17 protein-coding genes are annotated in these 15,488 nt (G+C 55.9%); 10 read left to right on the top strand and 7 right to left on the bottom strand.

Going from position 1 to position 15,488, the window contains the following annotated elements:
• Window positions 1–21 precede the first annotated feature (21 nt).
• From H6F75_RS22690 to H6F75_RS22675, 4 genes are all read left to right on the top strand, one after another.
• Window positions 22–801, top strand: a complete 780-nt coding sequence (locus H6F75_RS22690) for an amino acid ABC transporter ATP-binding protein (RefSeq protein WP_190754762.1) — start codon at window positions 22–24, stop codon at window positions 799–801.
• A gap of 104 nt (window positions 802–905) precedes the next feature.
• On the top strand, window positions 906–1,292 hold the full coding sequence (locus H6F75_RS22685; protein WP_190754760.1) for a DUF2358 domain-containing protein: 387 nt from the start codon (window positions 906–908) through the stop codon (window positions 1,290–1,292).
• Window positions 1,293–1,434: 142 nt separating this feature from the next.
• Window positions 1,435–1,848 (top strand): hypothetical protein, encoded by a 414-nt coding sequence (locus H6F75_RS22680; RefSeq protein WP_190754758.1) that lies wholly within the window; start codon window positions 1,435–1,437, stop codon window positions 1,846–1,848.
• 188 nt (window positions 1,849–2,036) lie between these two features.
• The gene (locus tag H6F75_RS22675) at window positions 2,037–2,447 is read left to right on the top strand and encodes a hypothetical protein (protein ID WP_190754756.1); all 411 of its coding nucleotides are present in this window, start codon (window positions 2,037–2,039) and stop codon (window positions 2,445–2,447) included.
• A gap of 4 nt (window positions 2,448–2,451) precedes the next feature.
• Here the strand turns inward: H6F75_RS22675 and serS are convergent, their stop codons facing one another.
• Both serS and H6F75_RS22665 read right to left on the bottom strand, forming a co-directional pair.
• Window positions 2,452–3,729, bottom strand: coding sequence for a serine--tRNA ligase (gene serS, locus H6F75_RS22670; RefSeq protein ID WP_190754754.1), 1,278 nt, complete (start codon window positions 3,727–3,729; stop codon window positions 2,452–2,454).
• Between the two features lie 74 nt (window positions 3,730–3,803).
• A complete protein-coding gene (locus H6F75_RS22665) occupies window positions 3,804–4,043 on the bottom strand; it encodes a NifU family protein (RefSeq protein WP_017299982.1) in 240 nt (79 codons plus the stop codon).
• A 184-nt stretch (window positions 4,044–4,227) separates the two neighbouring features.
• Here H6F75_RS22665 and H6F75_RS22660 point away from each other — a divergent pair, with 184 nt between their 5' ends.
• Both H6F75_RS22660 and H6F75_RS22655 read left to right on the top strand, forming a co-directional pair.
• Window positions 4,228–5,187 carry an orange carotenoid-binding protein gene (locus tag H6F75_RS22660; RefSeq protein WP_190754752.1) on the top strand — a complete coding sequence of 320 codons (960 nt, stop codon included), beginning with the start codon at window positions 4,228–4,230 and terminating at the stop codon, window positions 5,185–5,187.
• 363 nt (window positions 5,188–5,550) lie between these two features.
• Window positions 5,551–5,880 carry a hypothetical protein gene (locus tag H6F75_RS22655; protein ID WP_199304073.1) on the top strand — a complete coding sequence of 110 codons (330 nt, stop codon included), beginning with the start codon at window positions 5,551–5,553 and terminating at the stop codon, window positions 5,878–5,880.
• A gap of 229 nt (window positions 5,881–6,109) precedes the next feature.
• Here the strand turns inward: H6F75_RS22655 and H6F75_RS22650 are convergent, their stop codons facing one another.
• Window positions 6,110–6,253 carry a chlorophyll a/b-binding protein gene (locus H6F75_RS22650; protein WP_190754751.1) on the bottom strand — a complete coding sequence of 48 codons (144 nt, stop codon included), beginning with the start codon at window positions 6,251–6,253 and terminating at the stop codon, window positions 6,110–6,112.
• Between the two features lie 163 nt (window positions 6,254–6,416).
• Entirely contained in the window at window positions 6,417–6,629 is a 213-nt protein-coding gene (locus H6F75_RS22645) for a chlorophyll a/b-binding protein (protein ID WP_190754749.1), read from the bottom strand.
• A gap of 183 nt (window positions 6,630–6,812) precedes the next feature.
• Between H6F75_RS22645 and H6F75_RS22640 the strand changes: the two genes are divergently transcribed.
• A complete protein-coding gene (locus H6F75_RS22640) occupies window positions 6,813–7,577 on the top strand; it encodes an SDR family oxidoreductase (RefSeq protein ID WP_190754748.1) in 765 nt (254 codons plus the stop codon).
• Between the two features lie 332 nt (window positions 7,578–7,909).
• Here H6F75_RS22640 and codA read toward each other — a convergent pair whose 3' ends face one another.
• Window positions 7,910–9,142, bottom strand: a complete 1,233-nt coding sequence (gene codA, locus H6F75_RS22635) for a cytosine deaminase (RefSeq protein ID WP_190754873.1) — start codon at window positions 9,140–9,142, stop codon at window positions 7,910–7,912.
• Between the two features lie 201 nt (window positions 9,143–9,343).
• Window positions 9,344–9,532 (bottom strand): replication restart DNA helicase PriA, encoded by a 189-nt coding sequence (locus tag H6F75_RS22630; protein ID WP_190518145.1) that lies wholly within the window; start codon window positions 9,530–9,532, stop codon window positions 9,344–9,346.
• A 490-nt stretch (window positions 9,533–10,022) separates the two neighbouring features.
• On the opposite strand from H6F75_RS22630, the gene H6F75_RS22625 reads away from it, so the two are divergent.
• On the top strand, window positions 10,023–10,886 hold the full coding sequence (locus H6F75_RS22625) for a transglutaminase family protein (protein ID WP_190754746.1): 864 nt from the start codon (window positions 10,023–10,025) through the stop codon (window positions 10,884–10,886).
• Between the two features lie 146 nt (window positions 10,887–11,032).
• Here the strand turns inward: H6F75_RS22625 and H6F75_RS22620 are convergent, their stop codons facing one another.
• Window positions 11,033–12,847, bottom strand: a complete 1,815-nt coding sequence (locus tag H6F75_RS22620) for a serine/threonine-protein kinase (RefSeq protein WP_190754744.1) — start codon at window positions 12,845–12,847, stop codon at window positions 11,033–11,035.
• 451 nt (window positions 12,848–13,298) lie between these two features.
• Here H6F75_RS22620 and H6F75_RS22615 point away from each other — a divergent pair, with 451 nt between their 5' ends.
• Together H6F75_RS22615 and H6F75_RS22610 are read left to right on the top strand one after the other, a co-directional pair.
• Window positions 13,299–15,032 (top strand): GGDEF and EAL domain-containing protein, encoded by a 1,734-nt coding sequence (locus H6F75_RS22615; protein WP_190754743.1) that lies wholly within the window; start codon window positions 13,299–13,301, stop codon window positions 15,030–15,032.
• Between the two features lie 41 nt (window positions 15,033–15,073).
• Window positions 15,074–15,445: a cupin domain-containing protein gene (locus H6F75_RS22610; RefSeq protein WP_190754741.1), complete on the top strand. Its 372-nt coding sequence runs from the start codon at window positions 15,074–15,076 to the stop codon at window positions 15,443–15,445.
• The last annotated feature ends 43 nt before the right edge of the window (window positions 15,446–15,488 follow it).

Below are 15,488 nucleotides of genomic sequence, written 5' to 3'. Positions count from 1 at the left end.
GCGATAAAGAGGAAACCTTTCATGACACAGTCTCAGACGGAGCAACCATCGGCCCACGCTACCAGCACCGAGCCCGTGATTGTCGCTCGCGATGTGGAAAAGTGGTATGACAACGGCTTTCACGTGCTGAAAGGCGTCAGCATGACGGTCTATAAGGGCGAAGTGCTAGTGGTCATGGGGCCGTCTGGGTCAGGTAAGTCGACGTTTATTCGCACCTTCAATGCCCTAGAACCCTACCAGAAGGGCTCTATTGAGGTCGATGGCATCACCATTTCCCACGACCTCAAGAATATTGAGGCCATCCGCCGTGAGGTGGGCATGGTGTTTCAGCAATTCAACCTGTTCCCTCACCTGACAGTGCTGCAAAACGTGACGTTGGCCCCGATCTGGGTGCGCCGCTGGCCCAAGGCTAAGGCTCAAGAAGTCGCGATGCAGCTGCTAGAGCGGGTGGGTATTTTGGAGCAGGCCCATAAGTTCCCCGGTCAGCTGTCGGGTGGGCAGCAGCAGCGGGTGGCGATCGCCCGTTCCCTCGCCATGCAGCCCAAGGTCATGCTGTTCGACGAACCCACCTCCGCCCTCGACCCTGAGATGGTGCGGGAAGTGCTGGATGTGATGAGAGGTCTAGCCAAATCAGGCATGACCATGGTGTGTGTTACCCACGAAGTTGGCTTTGCCCGCGAGGTGGCCGATCGCGTGGTGCTGATGGATGGCGGTTACTTGGTTGAAGAAAATACGCCCCAAGAGTTCTTCAGCAACCCCCGCGAAGACCGCACCCAAAAATTCCTTTCTCAAATTTTGTAGATACAGAACAAAACCTTAGCCTCGGCGTAGCTGACAGTAGAATTTTGGCATCAGTGAGTCAAACTTAGGGTTAGGCTACGGCATTGCCCTGAGGCTTTAACGTCATGGATATTCTTGAACAAATTCGCTTGGACTACCAGCGGTTCCCCTGCGATCAGAGCTACCACCTCTACGCCGACGACGTGTACTTTGAGGATCCGTTGAATAAGTTTCGCGGCGTCGATCGCTATCGGCGCATGATTGGTTTTATCAGCCGCTGGTTCAAGGATGTCGACCTACAACTGCACGGGATAGAGTACTCCAGCCCCAGCCAAATTGACACTCGCTGGACGCTGAGTTGGATAGCCCCAGTACCTTGGCAGCCGCGCATGAGTATCCCCGGTCGCAGCGAGCTTGGGCTAGGGGAAGATGGCAAGGTAATATCCCATATTGACTATTGGGATTGTTCTCGATTGTCGGTGCTCAAGCAGTTGTTTGCTTTGCGAACCTAAGCCTTTAACTTCATTCAAGTTGTTGAACATCGAGTCAAGCAACCTGAATGGAGCTTAAACAGGCTGCATGTCTGCGGGTAAGCTAGGGACATTGATTGGCAAAATTACTGCCACATCGATCTGGATTCTGTAGAGGATACCTATGCGGCTGCTACAAAAGGTGCTGGCTGGGGTTTGTTTGTCCCTTGGGCTGTTCATTGTGCTTGCGTTAACAGCTGAGATCCTTAATCCTACCAACGATGCTGAGGATCGAGCGGACTCTGTCGCGGCGCTGCTGGTTGTTGGACTGCCGCCAACGGCCTTAGGAGGCTGGTTGGTCTGGAATTTGCGCCAGCAACACGAGCGATCGCTGGAAGACCTAGCCGATCAGCAAGAGCAGCGGTTTTTACAGCTTCTTCAAGACCACAAGGGCGACCTAACAGTGCTTCAGTTTGCCACCGCAACCCAACTGTCGCTGGAAGAATCCAAAGTTTACCTAGACGAAAAAGCGCAGCAGCTGAATGCCTCGTTCGACGTTTCAGACAATGGGGCCGTAGTTTACCGCTTTCCCCTATAGGTGTCTGCGAGCTAGATAGACGGGCCTGCCCACTGGAGTATCCGGTGGGATAGTCATAGCTTGCCACGGCAACTGAGTTGCTTCTTATTATATAGAGGGTTAGAAGTAGCCAATCTCCGTGGGCGAGCTGGAGAAACAATGGTTACGATAACCGTCAAAGTCGAGAGCGATCGGAAGAGGATACGGCTATGCGAATGCTACAGAAAGCTTTGGCCGGGACTTGTTTGCTGTTTGGACTATCTATTACGCTGCTGGCAACCGTCCAGATTGTCGACTCCGACGACGAGATGGACGATCTAGCTGACGGGGTTGCCTTAATGTTGTTTGGCGTTGCTCCCGCAGCGCTGGGCACCTGGCTGGCATGGAATCTGCGCCACAGTAACCAGCAAACATCCCAATCACTGTCACTACAGCAAGAGCAGATGTTTTTACAGCTGCTTCAAAACCAAGCGGGCGACCTCACCATTGTTCAGTTTGCGGCGGCTGCACAGATGCCAGTTGAGCAGGCCAAAGCGTTTCTCGACCAAAAAGCTCAGGTTCTCGATGCGTCTTTTGATGTCAAAGATACCGGGGCAATTGTCTATCGCTTTCCCCTGTAAGCGTCTACAGATACTCGCGGTTGAGGTAGGGTTGCAGCACCTCAGGTACTCGCACTGAGCCGTTGGCCTCCTGATAGTTTTCGAGAATAGCGGCCATGGTGCGGCCAATGGCTAGCCCCGAGCCATTGAGGGTATGTAGATATTGGGTGCCTTTTTGACCCGCTGATTTAAAGCGAATGTTGGCACGACGGGCCTGGAAGTCTAGGCAGTTTGAGCAGCTAGAGATCTCGCGATAGCTCTCAGAAGAGGGCATCCACACTTCGAGGTCGTAGGTTTTGCAGCTGGAGAAACCCAGATCGCCAGTACACAGCGCCAGCACGCGATAGGGCAGCTTGAGCTGTTGCAGAATGTCTTCGGCGTCGCCCACCAGCGCCTCTAGCTCGTCGAAGGAGATGTCGGGATGCACAAACTTGTACATCTCCACCTTGTTGAACTGGTGGAGGCGAATTAGCCCGCGCGTGTCTTTACCATAGCTGCCGGCCTCGCGGCGAAAGCAGGGGGTGTAGGCACAGTAGTGAATGGGTAACTGGTCAGCCGCAAGGATTTCGTCGCGGTGCAGGTTGGTAAGAGGCACCTCGGCGGTAGGCGTGAGCCACAGGTCATCGTTACGGCACTGAAAGCTTTCTTCGGCAAACTTAGGTAGCTGGCCTGAGGCAGTCAGCGCGGCCGAATTCACCAGATAGGGAGGAATAATTTCGTCGTAGCCCGCCTTGGTGTGGCGATCGAGCATGAAGGAGATCAGCGCTCGCTCTAGCGCGGCACCTGCACCCTTAAGGACGACAAAACGGCTCTGGGCAATTTTTTCGGCGGCGCGCTTAAAGTCGAGGATGCCTAGGGTTTCGCCAATTTCCCAGTGAGGCTTGGCGGGCTGCTTCGGTAAATACTCGTCGCCCCAGCGGCGCACCTCTACATTTTCAGTTTCGTCTTTGCCGACGGGGGTGGTGTCGCTGGGTAAGTTAGGCAGGCCGAGCAGAATAGCCTCAATCTGAGCTTTAATCTCGCGCTCCTGGGGTTCCAGGGTTTGCAGCTCAGCCTTGACCTGGTTGCCTTCGTCCTTGAGGGCGGTGACTTCGGGACCGCTGGGGGCGGCCCCAGCTTTGATGGTTTGGCCGACCTGCTTACCGATCTCGTTGCCGCGGGCCTGGAGCTGCGATCGCACCGTCTCTATCTGGCGCTGCTGCTGGTCTAGCTCTAGCAGCGGGGTCAAATCGTACTTGCCCCGCTTACCCAGAGCAGACTGCACCCGCTCCGGGTTTTCTCGTATTTGCTTTAGATCTAGCACAGCAGCCCTCTACAATCTGAAATCTGATTCTTTGACAGGAAACCCCTTGCCAATAGATCAGAATATCAGCATTCCTAAAATACCTGCTCAATCTCGGCAATTTCAGGAATAAACTCGCGCAGGCGACGCTCAATGCCCATGCGCAGCGTCATAGCAGAGCTGGGGCAAGAGCCGCAGGCTCCCTGGAGGCGGAGTTTGACCACTGGGCCATCAATTTCAACTAGCTCTACGTTGCCGCCATCGGCCAGCAGGTAAGGACGCAGTTCATCTAGAACCTGTTCCACGTTGGGAGGGGTAAGGGCAAGCGTTTCCATGGGCTATAGCTACCAAAAGTATTGAGAGGCCATCTCCATTCTAAGGATTTTGCCCCCAGATCAAAGCGCGCGATCGCATCGTTTCCGTTGAGCTTGCGGGAATAGACCTTGAATGTTAAGTTTTGTTAGGAAATGTTTCAAAACCTACATCATTTCACTCTGTAATCCTTAAGGAAGCTATAACATGCCGTTCACTCTCGATTCAGCACGCAATATCTTCCCCAGTACCCTGACTGCTGATGCGGTACCCGCTACTATTGCTCGCTTTACGCAGCTGAGTGCAGAAGACCAACTAGCCTTAATTTGGTTTGCCTACCTCGATATGGGCAAGGGCATCACCATTGCGGCTCCCGGCGCGGCTAGCATGCAGTTTGCTGAAGCCACCATGAACGAAATTAAAGCCATGTCGTTCCAGGAGCAGTCGCAGGTTATGTGCGACCTAGCCAACCGGGCCGACACCCCCATTGGCCGCACCTACTCCACTTGGTCGCCCAACATTAAGCTGGGGTTCTGGTACAAGCTGGGTCAGTGGATGGAGGAAGGCTTTGTCGCTCCCATTCCCGAAGGCTATCAGTTGTCGGCTAACGCCTCAGCGGTGCTGCAATCGATCCGCAACCTGGAGTCGGGGCAGCAGATTACGGTGCTGCGCAATGCCGTGGTTGACATGGGCTTTGACCCCAAGCAAATGGGCTCTTACACCCGCGTAGCCGAGCCTGTAGTGCCACCCCAGGATGTGGCCAAGCGCAGCCCAGTTTCCATTGAGGGGGTCACAAACCAAACGGTACTGGCCTACATGAACAACCTCAATGCCAACGATTTTACTGCCCTCATCGAGCTATTTACCGATGATGGTGCCCTGCAACCCCCCTTCCAGCGGCCCATCGTGGGCAAGGCCAACGTGCTGCGCTTCTTTCAGGAAGATTGCCAAAACCTCAAACTGATCCCTGAGCGCGGGGTTACCGAACCTGCCGCTGATGGCTTTACCCAAATTAAGGTGACTGGCAAGGTGCAAACCCCCTGGTTTGGCGCTGGTGTCGGTATGAATATTGCCTGGCGATTTTTGCTCAACCCTGAGGGCAAGATTTTCTTTGTGGCGATCGACCTACTGGCCTCTCCTAAAGAGCTGCTAAACCTAGTCCGCTAGAGTTTTGACGAGGCGTAGCCAGAAACCGGGTTTCTGAACTGCGATCGGCGGATACCCTCTAGCAAAGAGCCGGTTTCTGGTTTAGCTGCCTAGCTGGGCTTGCCTAAACCTAAACAGACTACAGGCCACCCTCAGTTGGGGGTGGCCTATGGTTTATGAGAGCTTGCAAAGCTCTGTAATATTCCTTAATATAGATAGATATCCATGGTTGCTACACAAATATAGACAGGGGCTGACCACCACTGAGGGTTCAGCCGCAGCCCTATCCAACTGAGGTGTCGCTTCAAGCACTGCGATGGTGCTGAGTGCATTCTCGGGAGTCATCTATGGCAGTTTTTCATCCTCTTTTTCAATCTTTGAATCATGCAGACTAGCGAACTCCAGTGGACAATACAGGAGCAGTCCATTGCTAAGGCCGCCTTTGACCAGGCGTACCAGCGAGAAATTCAGGCATTGGTGCAGGTGGTACGGGAACAGGCGAGTTCTATTGCTAGTACTGATGACGTTTGGCAACTGCACGACTTTCTCAGCGCCCGTCGGCACGAACTTGACGGCAAGTATGACGATCGAGAGTCAGCGCTGCTGTTTGTGTTTGCTGATTTGATTAAAGAAGGCTGGCTAAGCCTCGGTGACCTAGACGGGCTAAATGCTGTCAAGCTGTCTAAGATAACTGCGCTCACTCGCATGATGTAATACCTTGACCCTGGGGCCTAGGGGCTGTCGTTAATTAACCGCCAACGGACAAAAATCAGCGGTTACAGTCCCTACCCTATTTTTAGGTCGGGCGCGGCAATGCCTACGGGATAAGAATTTTGGTCCGAATTGATAACAACGCCCTAAACTCACGGTTGACAACGGAAAAGCGGAGAGTGAACTTCACTCTCCGCTTTTTTGCTATTTAATTGTCGAATTTGCAGATGGCTTACATCAACCCGATCTGAGACAGGATGCCTTGGCCGGTCAAGAACTCAGTGGCAACACCAATTACGAAACCCAGCATAGCCAAACGGCCGTTCCAGGTTTCTGCAAAGTCTACAAATCCGAACTTGGTCTGGTTGGCTTCCATGGTGGATATCTCCTAAATGATTAAAGGGCCAAAAATCAATATCCTGTTACTTAACGTAACACAAGTTTTTTGAAATATGGGTGTGGGAATGATGACTTTTTCGTTGGCAACAATTTAATTGCTCAAGGCGTTAGCGTTAGCCCAAACCCAGCAGAAGCTCTAGCTATAGATGAGTGAGCCAGGTGACAATGCCGTGGCCCGTTGCTGCTTCAAACAGCACCGCCGACACAAAGCCCAGCATTGCTAGGCGACCGTTGATTTTCTCAGCATATTCGTTGAAGCCGAACTGCTGGCTGTCATCGACGTAAACTTTTGGTTCAACGGCAAAGTTATTGAGACGACCGCCCTCTTCGGTGGTGTAACCACTAGTGGTCATGGGGTATTCTCCGTTGCTTCAGTGAGCCGATCGTAACACAATGTAAATAAATATTGCGAAATTGTTTACATTCTTGGGGAATTAAGCTGCGCTGTACATTGGCTATGGCTGTCCTGTCCTCCACAACCTGAGATGGGGCAGCGGCAAAACGCTGGGTGCTGAACTACTAACGCGGCAATGGCTATGACTTTGATTGATTTGCAGGGCAGCACGGTGTTGGTGACGGGAGCCTCGCGAGGGATTGGGGCAGCGATCGCTCGTACTCTACATGAGGCTGGAGCGGCGGTTATTCTTCACTACAGCCAGGGTGAAGCTGAGATCAGGCAGCTCGCCGCTGACCTCGGCAATGAGCGCACTCACCTGGTTCGTGCCGATTTAGCGGTGCCGGGGGCGGCTCTAGAGTTGTGGGCACAGTCCCTAGCTTGGCGAGGCAGCGTGAGTGCGGTGATCAACAATGCCGCGACTATGCCCGCCGCCTCAATTACGGCTGAGTGGGAGCAGTGGGCGACGGCCTGGCAAGAGACGCTTCAGGTCAACCTTGTTGCCATGGCCGATCTGTGTCGAGAGGCGATTAGCCATTTTCAGACCCGGGGGGGCGGCACATTAGTCAACTTGGCGAGCCGGGCGGCGTTTCGGGGTGATGGGCCAGAGTTTATGGCCTATGCGGCATCGAAGGGCGGGGTGATCGGGCTGACCCGCACGATCGCGAAGGGGTTTGCGACAGATGGGGTGCGGGCCTATGCGATCGCTCCGGGGTTTGTGCGTACCGATCGCATTGAGCAGGTGATGGCGGAGCGAGGAGCGGAGTATGTGACGCGGGACATTCCCATGGGAGCACCGGCGGAGCCGCAGGATATTGCCAATTTGGTGGCGTTTTTGGTGGCAGGATTAGCGCCCCATGCGACTGGGGCGACGTTTGATGTGAATGGGGCGTCTTATTTTCACTAAAGGAACGCGATGAATTGCTCCCCTCGCCCTCTGAGAGAGGGGTTGGGAGAGAGGGAAGGTTTCTCAGCTAAAGATCTGGGCTTGCGGCGCACAATTGGGGTGAAGGCCAGATCTGCTGCCGGGGCCATTTCGCTGGCCCCAGACCCCCATCGACAAGGACGTTCCGTCGTCCTTGACCTCACGGAAAGGAATAACTGATCATTGGTTTAAACCTCTGTTTTGCCAATGGGCCTATGGCCAACATTTACTCCTACTTCCCTACTCCCTCACCTTCCTCATCCCCTCAACGACCCATCCACCCATCCACCCCCTAACCCCCCACTCCTCACTACCTACTCCCACTTCACCTCTGCCGGCTTCGTCTGCACTAGCAGCTTGCCTTGGGAGAAGACGTGGGTGACGGTGGCGCGGCGGCAGATCGCGTCATAGGGGCTGTCGGCGTCAAGAACGATGAGGTTGGCGGGTTTGCCGACTTCGAGGCCGTAGGAATTGTTTAGGGCGAGGGTTTTAGCGCCGTTGGTAGTGATCATGTCGTAGCTGGCGGCGATTTCGTCCTGGCCGGTCATTTGGCAGACGTGGACGGCCATGGCGGCGACATCGAGCATGTTGCCGGTGCCCAGGTTGTACCAGGGGTCTTGCACGCAGTCGTGGCCTAGGCTGACGTTGATACCCTGCTGCCAGAGTTCTTTGACGCGGGTGACGCCGCGCCGTTTGGGGTAGGTGTCGGTGCGGCCCTGGAGGGTGATGTTGATTAGCGGGTTGGCGATGAAGTTGATTTGCGATCGCGCCAGCAGGCCCATGAGCTTGAAGGCATAGGCGTTGTTGTAGCTGGCAAAGGCGGTGGTGTGGCTGGCGGTGACTCGTGGCCCAAGGCCCGATCGCACGGCGCAGGCGGCGACCACTTCTAGAAAGCGCGACTGGTCGTCGTCGATTTCGTCGCAGTGGATGTCGATCAGGCGATCGTAGCGCTGGGCCAGCTCAAAAATGCGGTGTACCGACTGGACGCCGTCTTCGCGGGTCATTTCGTAGTGGGGAATGCCACCGACGGCGTCGGCCCCCAGTTTGAGGGATTCCTCCATTAATTCAAGATTGCCGGGGCTGCCGTAGAGGCCGTCTTGGGGAAAGGCAACGACTTGCACGGTGATCCAGTCCTTGACTGTGTCACGGACTTCGAGCAGGGCTTTGAGGGCGGTGAGGCTGGTTTCGCTGACGTCGGCGTGGGTGCGCACAAAGAGTACTCCCTGCTGAGCCTGGAGCTTGAGGGTGGCGATCGCCCGCGCTTTGACATCTTCTAGGGTGAGGGACTGTTTGCGATCGCGCCAGATCTCAATGCCTTCAAACAGGGTGCCACTTTGATTCCAGCGGGGCTGTCCCGCCGTCAGTGCCGAGTCAAGGTGAATGTGTGATTCTACAAAGGGCGGGCTGACCAGCCTGCCACCAAGGGCAAGTTCCTGAGCGGCTGAGATAGCTAAATTGGGTTCTATGGCCCCTATGCGGCCATCTTTAAGACCGATATCGACTGACTCACCGCTGGATAGCTTACCGTTTCGCAAAATCATGTCCATGGCTAGCCCCTTTGGCGCAGTTTGTCCTATCGTTACGGCCTCGACTATATCAACTTCGTCCCAGCCAGAGACATCCCCAGCGGCAATCCCCAATTAAAAATCCCCGACGCTGCCGCTAAGGCAAGGCCGGGGATAACAAATTTGCGATGACCTAAGGGGGAAGAACCTTAGGTGGATGCCGGTCGATTGGTCAAGCCTAGGCTAGCAAGCCGAAGCGGCGAATATACCCGGTGCGTGGGCCTCAATCACGTTGCCGGTGACGGCGCAGGTAATCATGAGGTAGTCACAAGCGGCGCACTGAGTTTGCACCTGCTGGTCGGGGTAAGTGTGGTGCCTTTCGGCTAGGTGTCCACAGTTAGGGCAGTGTACTTGTTGAGAATGACCAATCATTTTGTAACTCCGGCAGCTTTTTGACAGAACAATTAAGGGATATTATTGGGGTTAGATCTTATTAAAAAGAGTTCCCGCAATGGACAAAACATCACGGGAATTACTTGAGTGGCGCTCAAAAATGCAGACCAAAATCTCATCTTCCCTGGTGTTTATTATCGCCTCGTTTATTAGAGGTGTAAGTTTATTTTATAAATCCTTAATCTTGGGATCAAGCTCGGGGCAATGATCCCCGCCTTTAGATAGAGCTAGCAAGCCAAAAATTGATACGGCTGTTTACAATTCTGAGTCGACGGATGTCGACCGGTTATCGTGCTTACCTTTAATCTCCGAGTCCGGATCCCGCCTTTTTGTTCTGATTTCGGGGATCGCTAGTTTTTTGTTGACTCTTGTAGTTAGGCTCAGAAGCAGAAAACAAGTTTGCCTAGCTTGGTGTGACGTTATTGCCTGTCTGTGCTCTGCTAAGTTTCTGCTCAATTCTTATTTGGCTATGCGCTACCAAATTCGCCACCTAACCCGCTACTGCTATCAGCAGCCCGTCACCCTGCGGCCCCACACTCTGCGCCTGCGACCCCGTAGTGACGGTGCTCAGCAGCTGCGGCATTTTACCCTTGAGGTCACCCCAAAGCCAACTCAGCAGAGCGCGATCGCCGATACCGATGGCAACAGCACCGTAGGTCTGTGGTTTGCGCCTAACCCTGTAGAGCAGTTTGAAATTATCACCACTGCTGAGGTCGAAACCTATCGCACCAACCCCTTTGATTATTTGGCAGAGCCTTGGGCCACTACCCTACCCATCGACTATCCCACCAGCTTGGGAACCACATTAGCCCCCTACTTGGCTTCAGCCAGTGCCCCTGCCCTGGGGCCTGGAGTAGTTGACCTGGCCCAGACACTGGCTCACCAGGTAGAGGGCAACGTTGGGCTTTTTTTGACCGCTCTAGTGGGCCGCATCTACGAAGCCTGTGAGTACACCAACCGACCAACGGGCGCTCCCTGGCCAGGGGGCATCACCTGGGGCAAAAAGCTGGGCAGCTGCCGCGACTTTGCCGTGCTATTTATGGAGGCTTGCTGGGCGGTGGGGGTGGCGGCTCGCTTTGTCAGCGGTTATGAGGAGGGCGACAGCACAAGTCTCGATCGCGACCTGCACGCCTGGGCCGAGGCCTACCTGCCGGGTGGGGGCTGGCGCGCCTTTGACCCCACCCAGGGTCTAGCGGTCAGCGATCGCCATATTGCCCTAGCGGCCAGCCCCTTTCCGGCGCAAACTCTGCCCGTCAGCGGCACGACTCAAGAGGGGAGCCGGGTAGGGTCTAGTCTAGAGACCGAGATTCGGGTGGAGGTGCTGGGGAATTAGGCGGTAGGGCAGGTGAGGCGGGTGGGGAAGATGAGGAGGATGGGGAAGGTAAGGAGGGCGGAAGCATAAGACTGTCGCTTACCCAATCCCCCTCATCTCCCCTATTTTCCTCATCTCCCTCATCACCCTTACCTCCCTCATCACCCTTACCTCCCCAAAGTCTGCCGCGCCCGCTTGCGCAACTCCTTAGCCGGACCGTAGTCGGGGTCAATCTGCAGGGCTTTTTCGAGGGCAATGATCGACTGGTCGTAGCGTTGGAGGTCCCAGGTAGCTTCGCCGCGCACGGTCCAGGCTTCAGCTGACTCACGGTTGCGGGCGATCGCCTGGTCAATGGCACCAATGGCCTCGGCAGAGCGACCTAGCTTTTGCAGCACGCGGCCCCGGTCGAGCCAAGCCTCAAACATAGCGGGCATGAGGCGGTTGGTGCTCTCATACAGCTCTAGGGCGGCCAACAGCTTTCCCTGCTGTTCTTCTGCATTGCCCTTGCTGCGAACGGCCTCAGGGTAGTAGGTGCTGTAGGCCAAAGCGTCGTCGCAGGCAACTATGGCCTCCAGGGGGCGTTTGAGGGCAATCAGGGCTCGGCAGCGCCCTAGGTAGGCTGGCGCATAGTCTGGCTGACTCTCGACCGCTTGGTTATAGGTGACGAGGGCGTCGGGGTAACGGCCCTGGTAGCGCAGGCGATCGCCCTGGCGGGTGAGGTAGACCGCTTTTTCTTCGGGGGGCAGCAGCAGACCAAAATCAGTAGTCAGGGTAGGAATTGCCGCTGCCTGAAACGGTACGGCAGCCCCTGGGGTTGGTTCAAAGGCGATGGTGAGGCCGCTGCGCCAGAGCACTAGCAGGCTCAGCGCCCCGATCAGACTGCTGACCACCATCGAGCGGTGCCTATGGGACTTCAACTCCTCTACTGCCAGGTTTGAAGACACCAGCGGCACCGCTTCACTGGCCCCGTAGGCTAAATCGACTGGAAACAGTGAAGTGGGTTCTTGATCGTCGGCAAAGGCCGTGGGCTCCGAGGTTTCGGTGAGGCCTACGTCAGTGTCGCTGTCGTCTCCTGGAAATGTTGGCCCCCGACCGTTGGCTCCCTTCATCCAGGTCTGGTAGATTTGGGTGCCCAGCAAGCCATGCAGGGGGTTGGGCAGATTTTGCAGGGCTTCGAGGGCTTCTTGAGCTGTGGGGTAGCGATCGCGAAAGTCGTAGCGCACCATTTTGTCGATTACTGCCGCCAGCGACGATGACACCGTTGGGGCATGGTGGCGCCAGGACAGCTCACTGGTAATCGGGTCTTCTTCAATTTTTTGAGGATGGATGCCGGTCAAAGCCCGAATGCCGAGAATGCCCACAGCGTACACATCGCTGCTAAAACGGGGCTTGCCCGCATACTGCTCGTTGGGCATATAGCCGTGGGTACCGATGGCCACGGTGATGTTGGTGGCGCCGGTCTCGGCGTCTAGCAGCGGCGATGAGGTGACTTGCTTAACCGCCCCAAAGTCGATCAGCACCAGCTTGCCGTCGCGGTGGCGGCGGATCAGGTTGGAGGGCTTAACATCGCGGTGAATCACCTGCTGGCGGTGGACAAAGGAGAGAATCTCTAGCACCTCTTGAAGTAGCAGCACCACCCGCGTTTCTGACCAGGGTTTGCCCTCTTCGACCTGACGGTTGAGGCGGCTGCCCTCAATATATTCCTGAGCTAAATAAAACTCTTGGCCCTCTTCAAAGTGAGCCATCAGCGCCGGAATTTGGGGATGATTACCCAGCTGATAGAGCACCCGAGCTTCAGTGTCGAATAGCCGCCGGGCCATATCGAGGGTGCCGGTGTCTTTGTCCTGTACCTTGAGCTGCTTGATCACACACCGAGGGTGGTTTGGCAGGTGGATGTCGGTCACTAAAAAGGTACGGCTGAACCCCCCTGACCCCAGCCGTCGGACAACTTGGTACCGTCCTCCCAGTAGTGTTTGCTCCATGCTGCCCAGAATGTCTTTGTCAGCCTGGTCATTTAACCACAGACCTCATACCCCAATGCCCAGCGGCAGGCCAGCTGGCTTGGTTGCCCATAGCCGCAGCAGAGCCTTTGGCAATCTAGTCGGCTTCAGGATTTCTCTTCGGCTCTGAGGTCAGTCGGTTGTGTAGAACTGTCGGGTCAAATCTCTCCACCGATGCACCAGCTTTAGTTTAGGGCCTGACTGGCTTCCTTGAGCTGACCGCTGGGGCAGCCCCTGGCGACCTTACACATCCTTTACAGCACTTTATCTTAAGTTTCTCAAGCTAGGTCAGGGCTTTACGCTGAAGAGAGCGATCGCTTCAGGCGAGTCCACATCGGTATTTTGGGCAAGCTAAAGTTACCAGCTGCGATCGCCCCCATCGATAGACTGGCTCTGGATTTTTACGACCTCCCCTTCGTTCACCTCTGGCCCTATGTCACAGCCCTCTTGCCCCGATGCCGAGATGTACCTGGCCGTGCTGAGCGCCCTGCCCGACGCGGTCGTTGTCGTTGACCTAAATGGGTCATTGCTATTTTGTAATGCGGTGGCTGAGGCATTGCTGCCAGGGGGAATCGCTGGATTAGGGAGCAGCGGCGACCAGCCAGATTATCAGGTGCTCGATCCGCAGCAGCAGCCCCTGACCCGGTCTGAGCTACCCCTAAGCCGAGTGCTCGCTGGTCAGCACCTGCACAACGAAGAATTGATACTGACCGTGGGGCTGCCCCCCCGAACCCACTGGGTGGCCTGTAGCGGTAGCCTGTCTTCTGGTATGGCGCTGCTAACTCTGCGCGATATCTCCGCTGCCAAACAGCAGGAAGCCAGTCTGGTGCAGCAGGCCTTTTATGACCCGCTCACGGGGCTGCCCAACCGGCATCTGTTGGTCGATCGTCTGGGCCAGGCTCTAGCTTGGGCCCAGGATGACCCTCAGCGGGTGATGGCGCTGCTAGTCATCGGTCTGGAGCAGTTCAAGCGAATCAACGACAACCTGGGGCACCAGGTGGGCGACGAAATGTTGATCGAACTAGGGACTCGCCTCCAGACCCAGGTTGGCCCCAACGACATCGTTGCGCGGCTGGGGCGAGACGAGTTCGCCATCTTTCTAGACAAGTTGACTACTCCCGCTAGCGCGATCGCGCTAACTGAAACAATTCACGCGGCGGTGCAGCAACCCTTTGAGCTCCAGCCGCAGCAGGTTTATGTCAACGCCAGCATTGGAATTGCCTTTGGCTCCGAGACCTACCAAAACGCCTTTGACTGGCTGCGCGATGCCGATGCGGCTATGGAGCAGATTAAAGAGCATCCTGACCTGGGCTGGCAGGTGTTTGACAGTTCTCTCAGGGTGCAACAAGATCTGCGCCTGCAAACCGAAGTTGACCTCCACCAGGCTCTTGAGCGCAGCGAGCTACGGCTGCACTACCAGCCCATCGTCACCCTCAGCAACGAAGAAATTCGCGGCTTTGAGGCCCTGGTGCGGTGGCAGCATCCCACCCGAGGGCTGCTGCCACCGGGGGAATTTATTCACATTGCCGAGGCCAGCGGGCTGATTATTCCCCTAGGCTGGTGGGTGCTGACCGAAGCCTGTCGGCAGATGCAGGTGTGGACCGAGCAATACCCAGCTATGGCTGAGTTTACGGTGAGCGTCAACATGTCGAGTAAGCAGTTTTCGCAGCAGAACATTGTCGAAAGAATTCAGAAAATTTTGAACGACACCGGCTTTGCAGCCAATCGGCTCAAAATTGAACTGACCGAAGGGGTGCTGATCGACCACTCCGACAGCATTATTGCCACCCTGCAGCAGATCAAATCCCTAGGCATTAAGCTGCTGGTGGATGACTTTGGCACGGGCTATTCCTCCCTGAGCTATCTGCACCGCTTTCCCTTTGACTGCCTCAAAATCGATCGCTCCTTCATTGAGAACGCCGACCAAGATTTTGAAAAGCTGGAGATTTTGCAGTCGGTGGTGCGCTTGGCCTGGAACCTGGGCCTCGATGTGGTGGCTGAAGGGGTGGAGACACCGCGCCACCACGCCCAGCTCAAGGCGCTGCGGTGCGAGCTGGGTCAGGGTTATCTGTTCTCCCGTCCCCTAGCGCCCGCCGCCGTGGAGGTTATGATGGCGGAGAAAGCCGCCCTATTGTCCGACCTGCCCACTGTCACCCGCCCCACCTAGGAGGGCGCAGCTGGCAGAAGGGTGCCGTAACTGCCGCTGCCATGCTAATTCGTAAACTGCTTGACTGCCCTGAATTTGTTGCCGGTGACGGTACTCAGCTGCGAGAACTGTTGCACCCCGACAAGCAAGACCTCGCCCTGCGCTACAGTTTGGCCCATGCCATATTGCCGGTGGGGCAGGTGTCTACCCCCCACGCCCTCACCACTTCTGAGGTGTACTACATTCTGGCGGGTCAGGGGGAAATGACTATCGACGGCGAAACTAGCCCGGTCGAGCCGGGGGATGCCGTGTACATACCGCCCCACGCCCGCCAGCACATTCGCAACACGGGCGATCTCCCACTGGTGTTTATTTGCCTGGTTGACCCCGCCTGGCGACAGGAAGATGAGACAGTATTTGAGGCGGCTAACTAGTGTGGCCGTAGCCATCTAGGGAGCCGGACGGCTTTGCGAAGCG

This window comes from Nodosilinea sp. FACHB-131 (assembly GCF_014695395.1).
GTDB lineage: Bacteria > Cyanobacteriota > Cyanobacteriia > Phormidesmidales > Phormidesmidaceae > Nodosilinea.
This window is presented reverse-complemented; position numbering and strand designations above follow the sequence as displayed.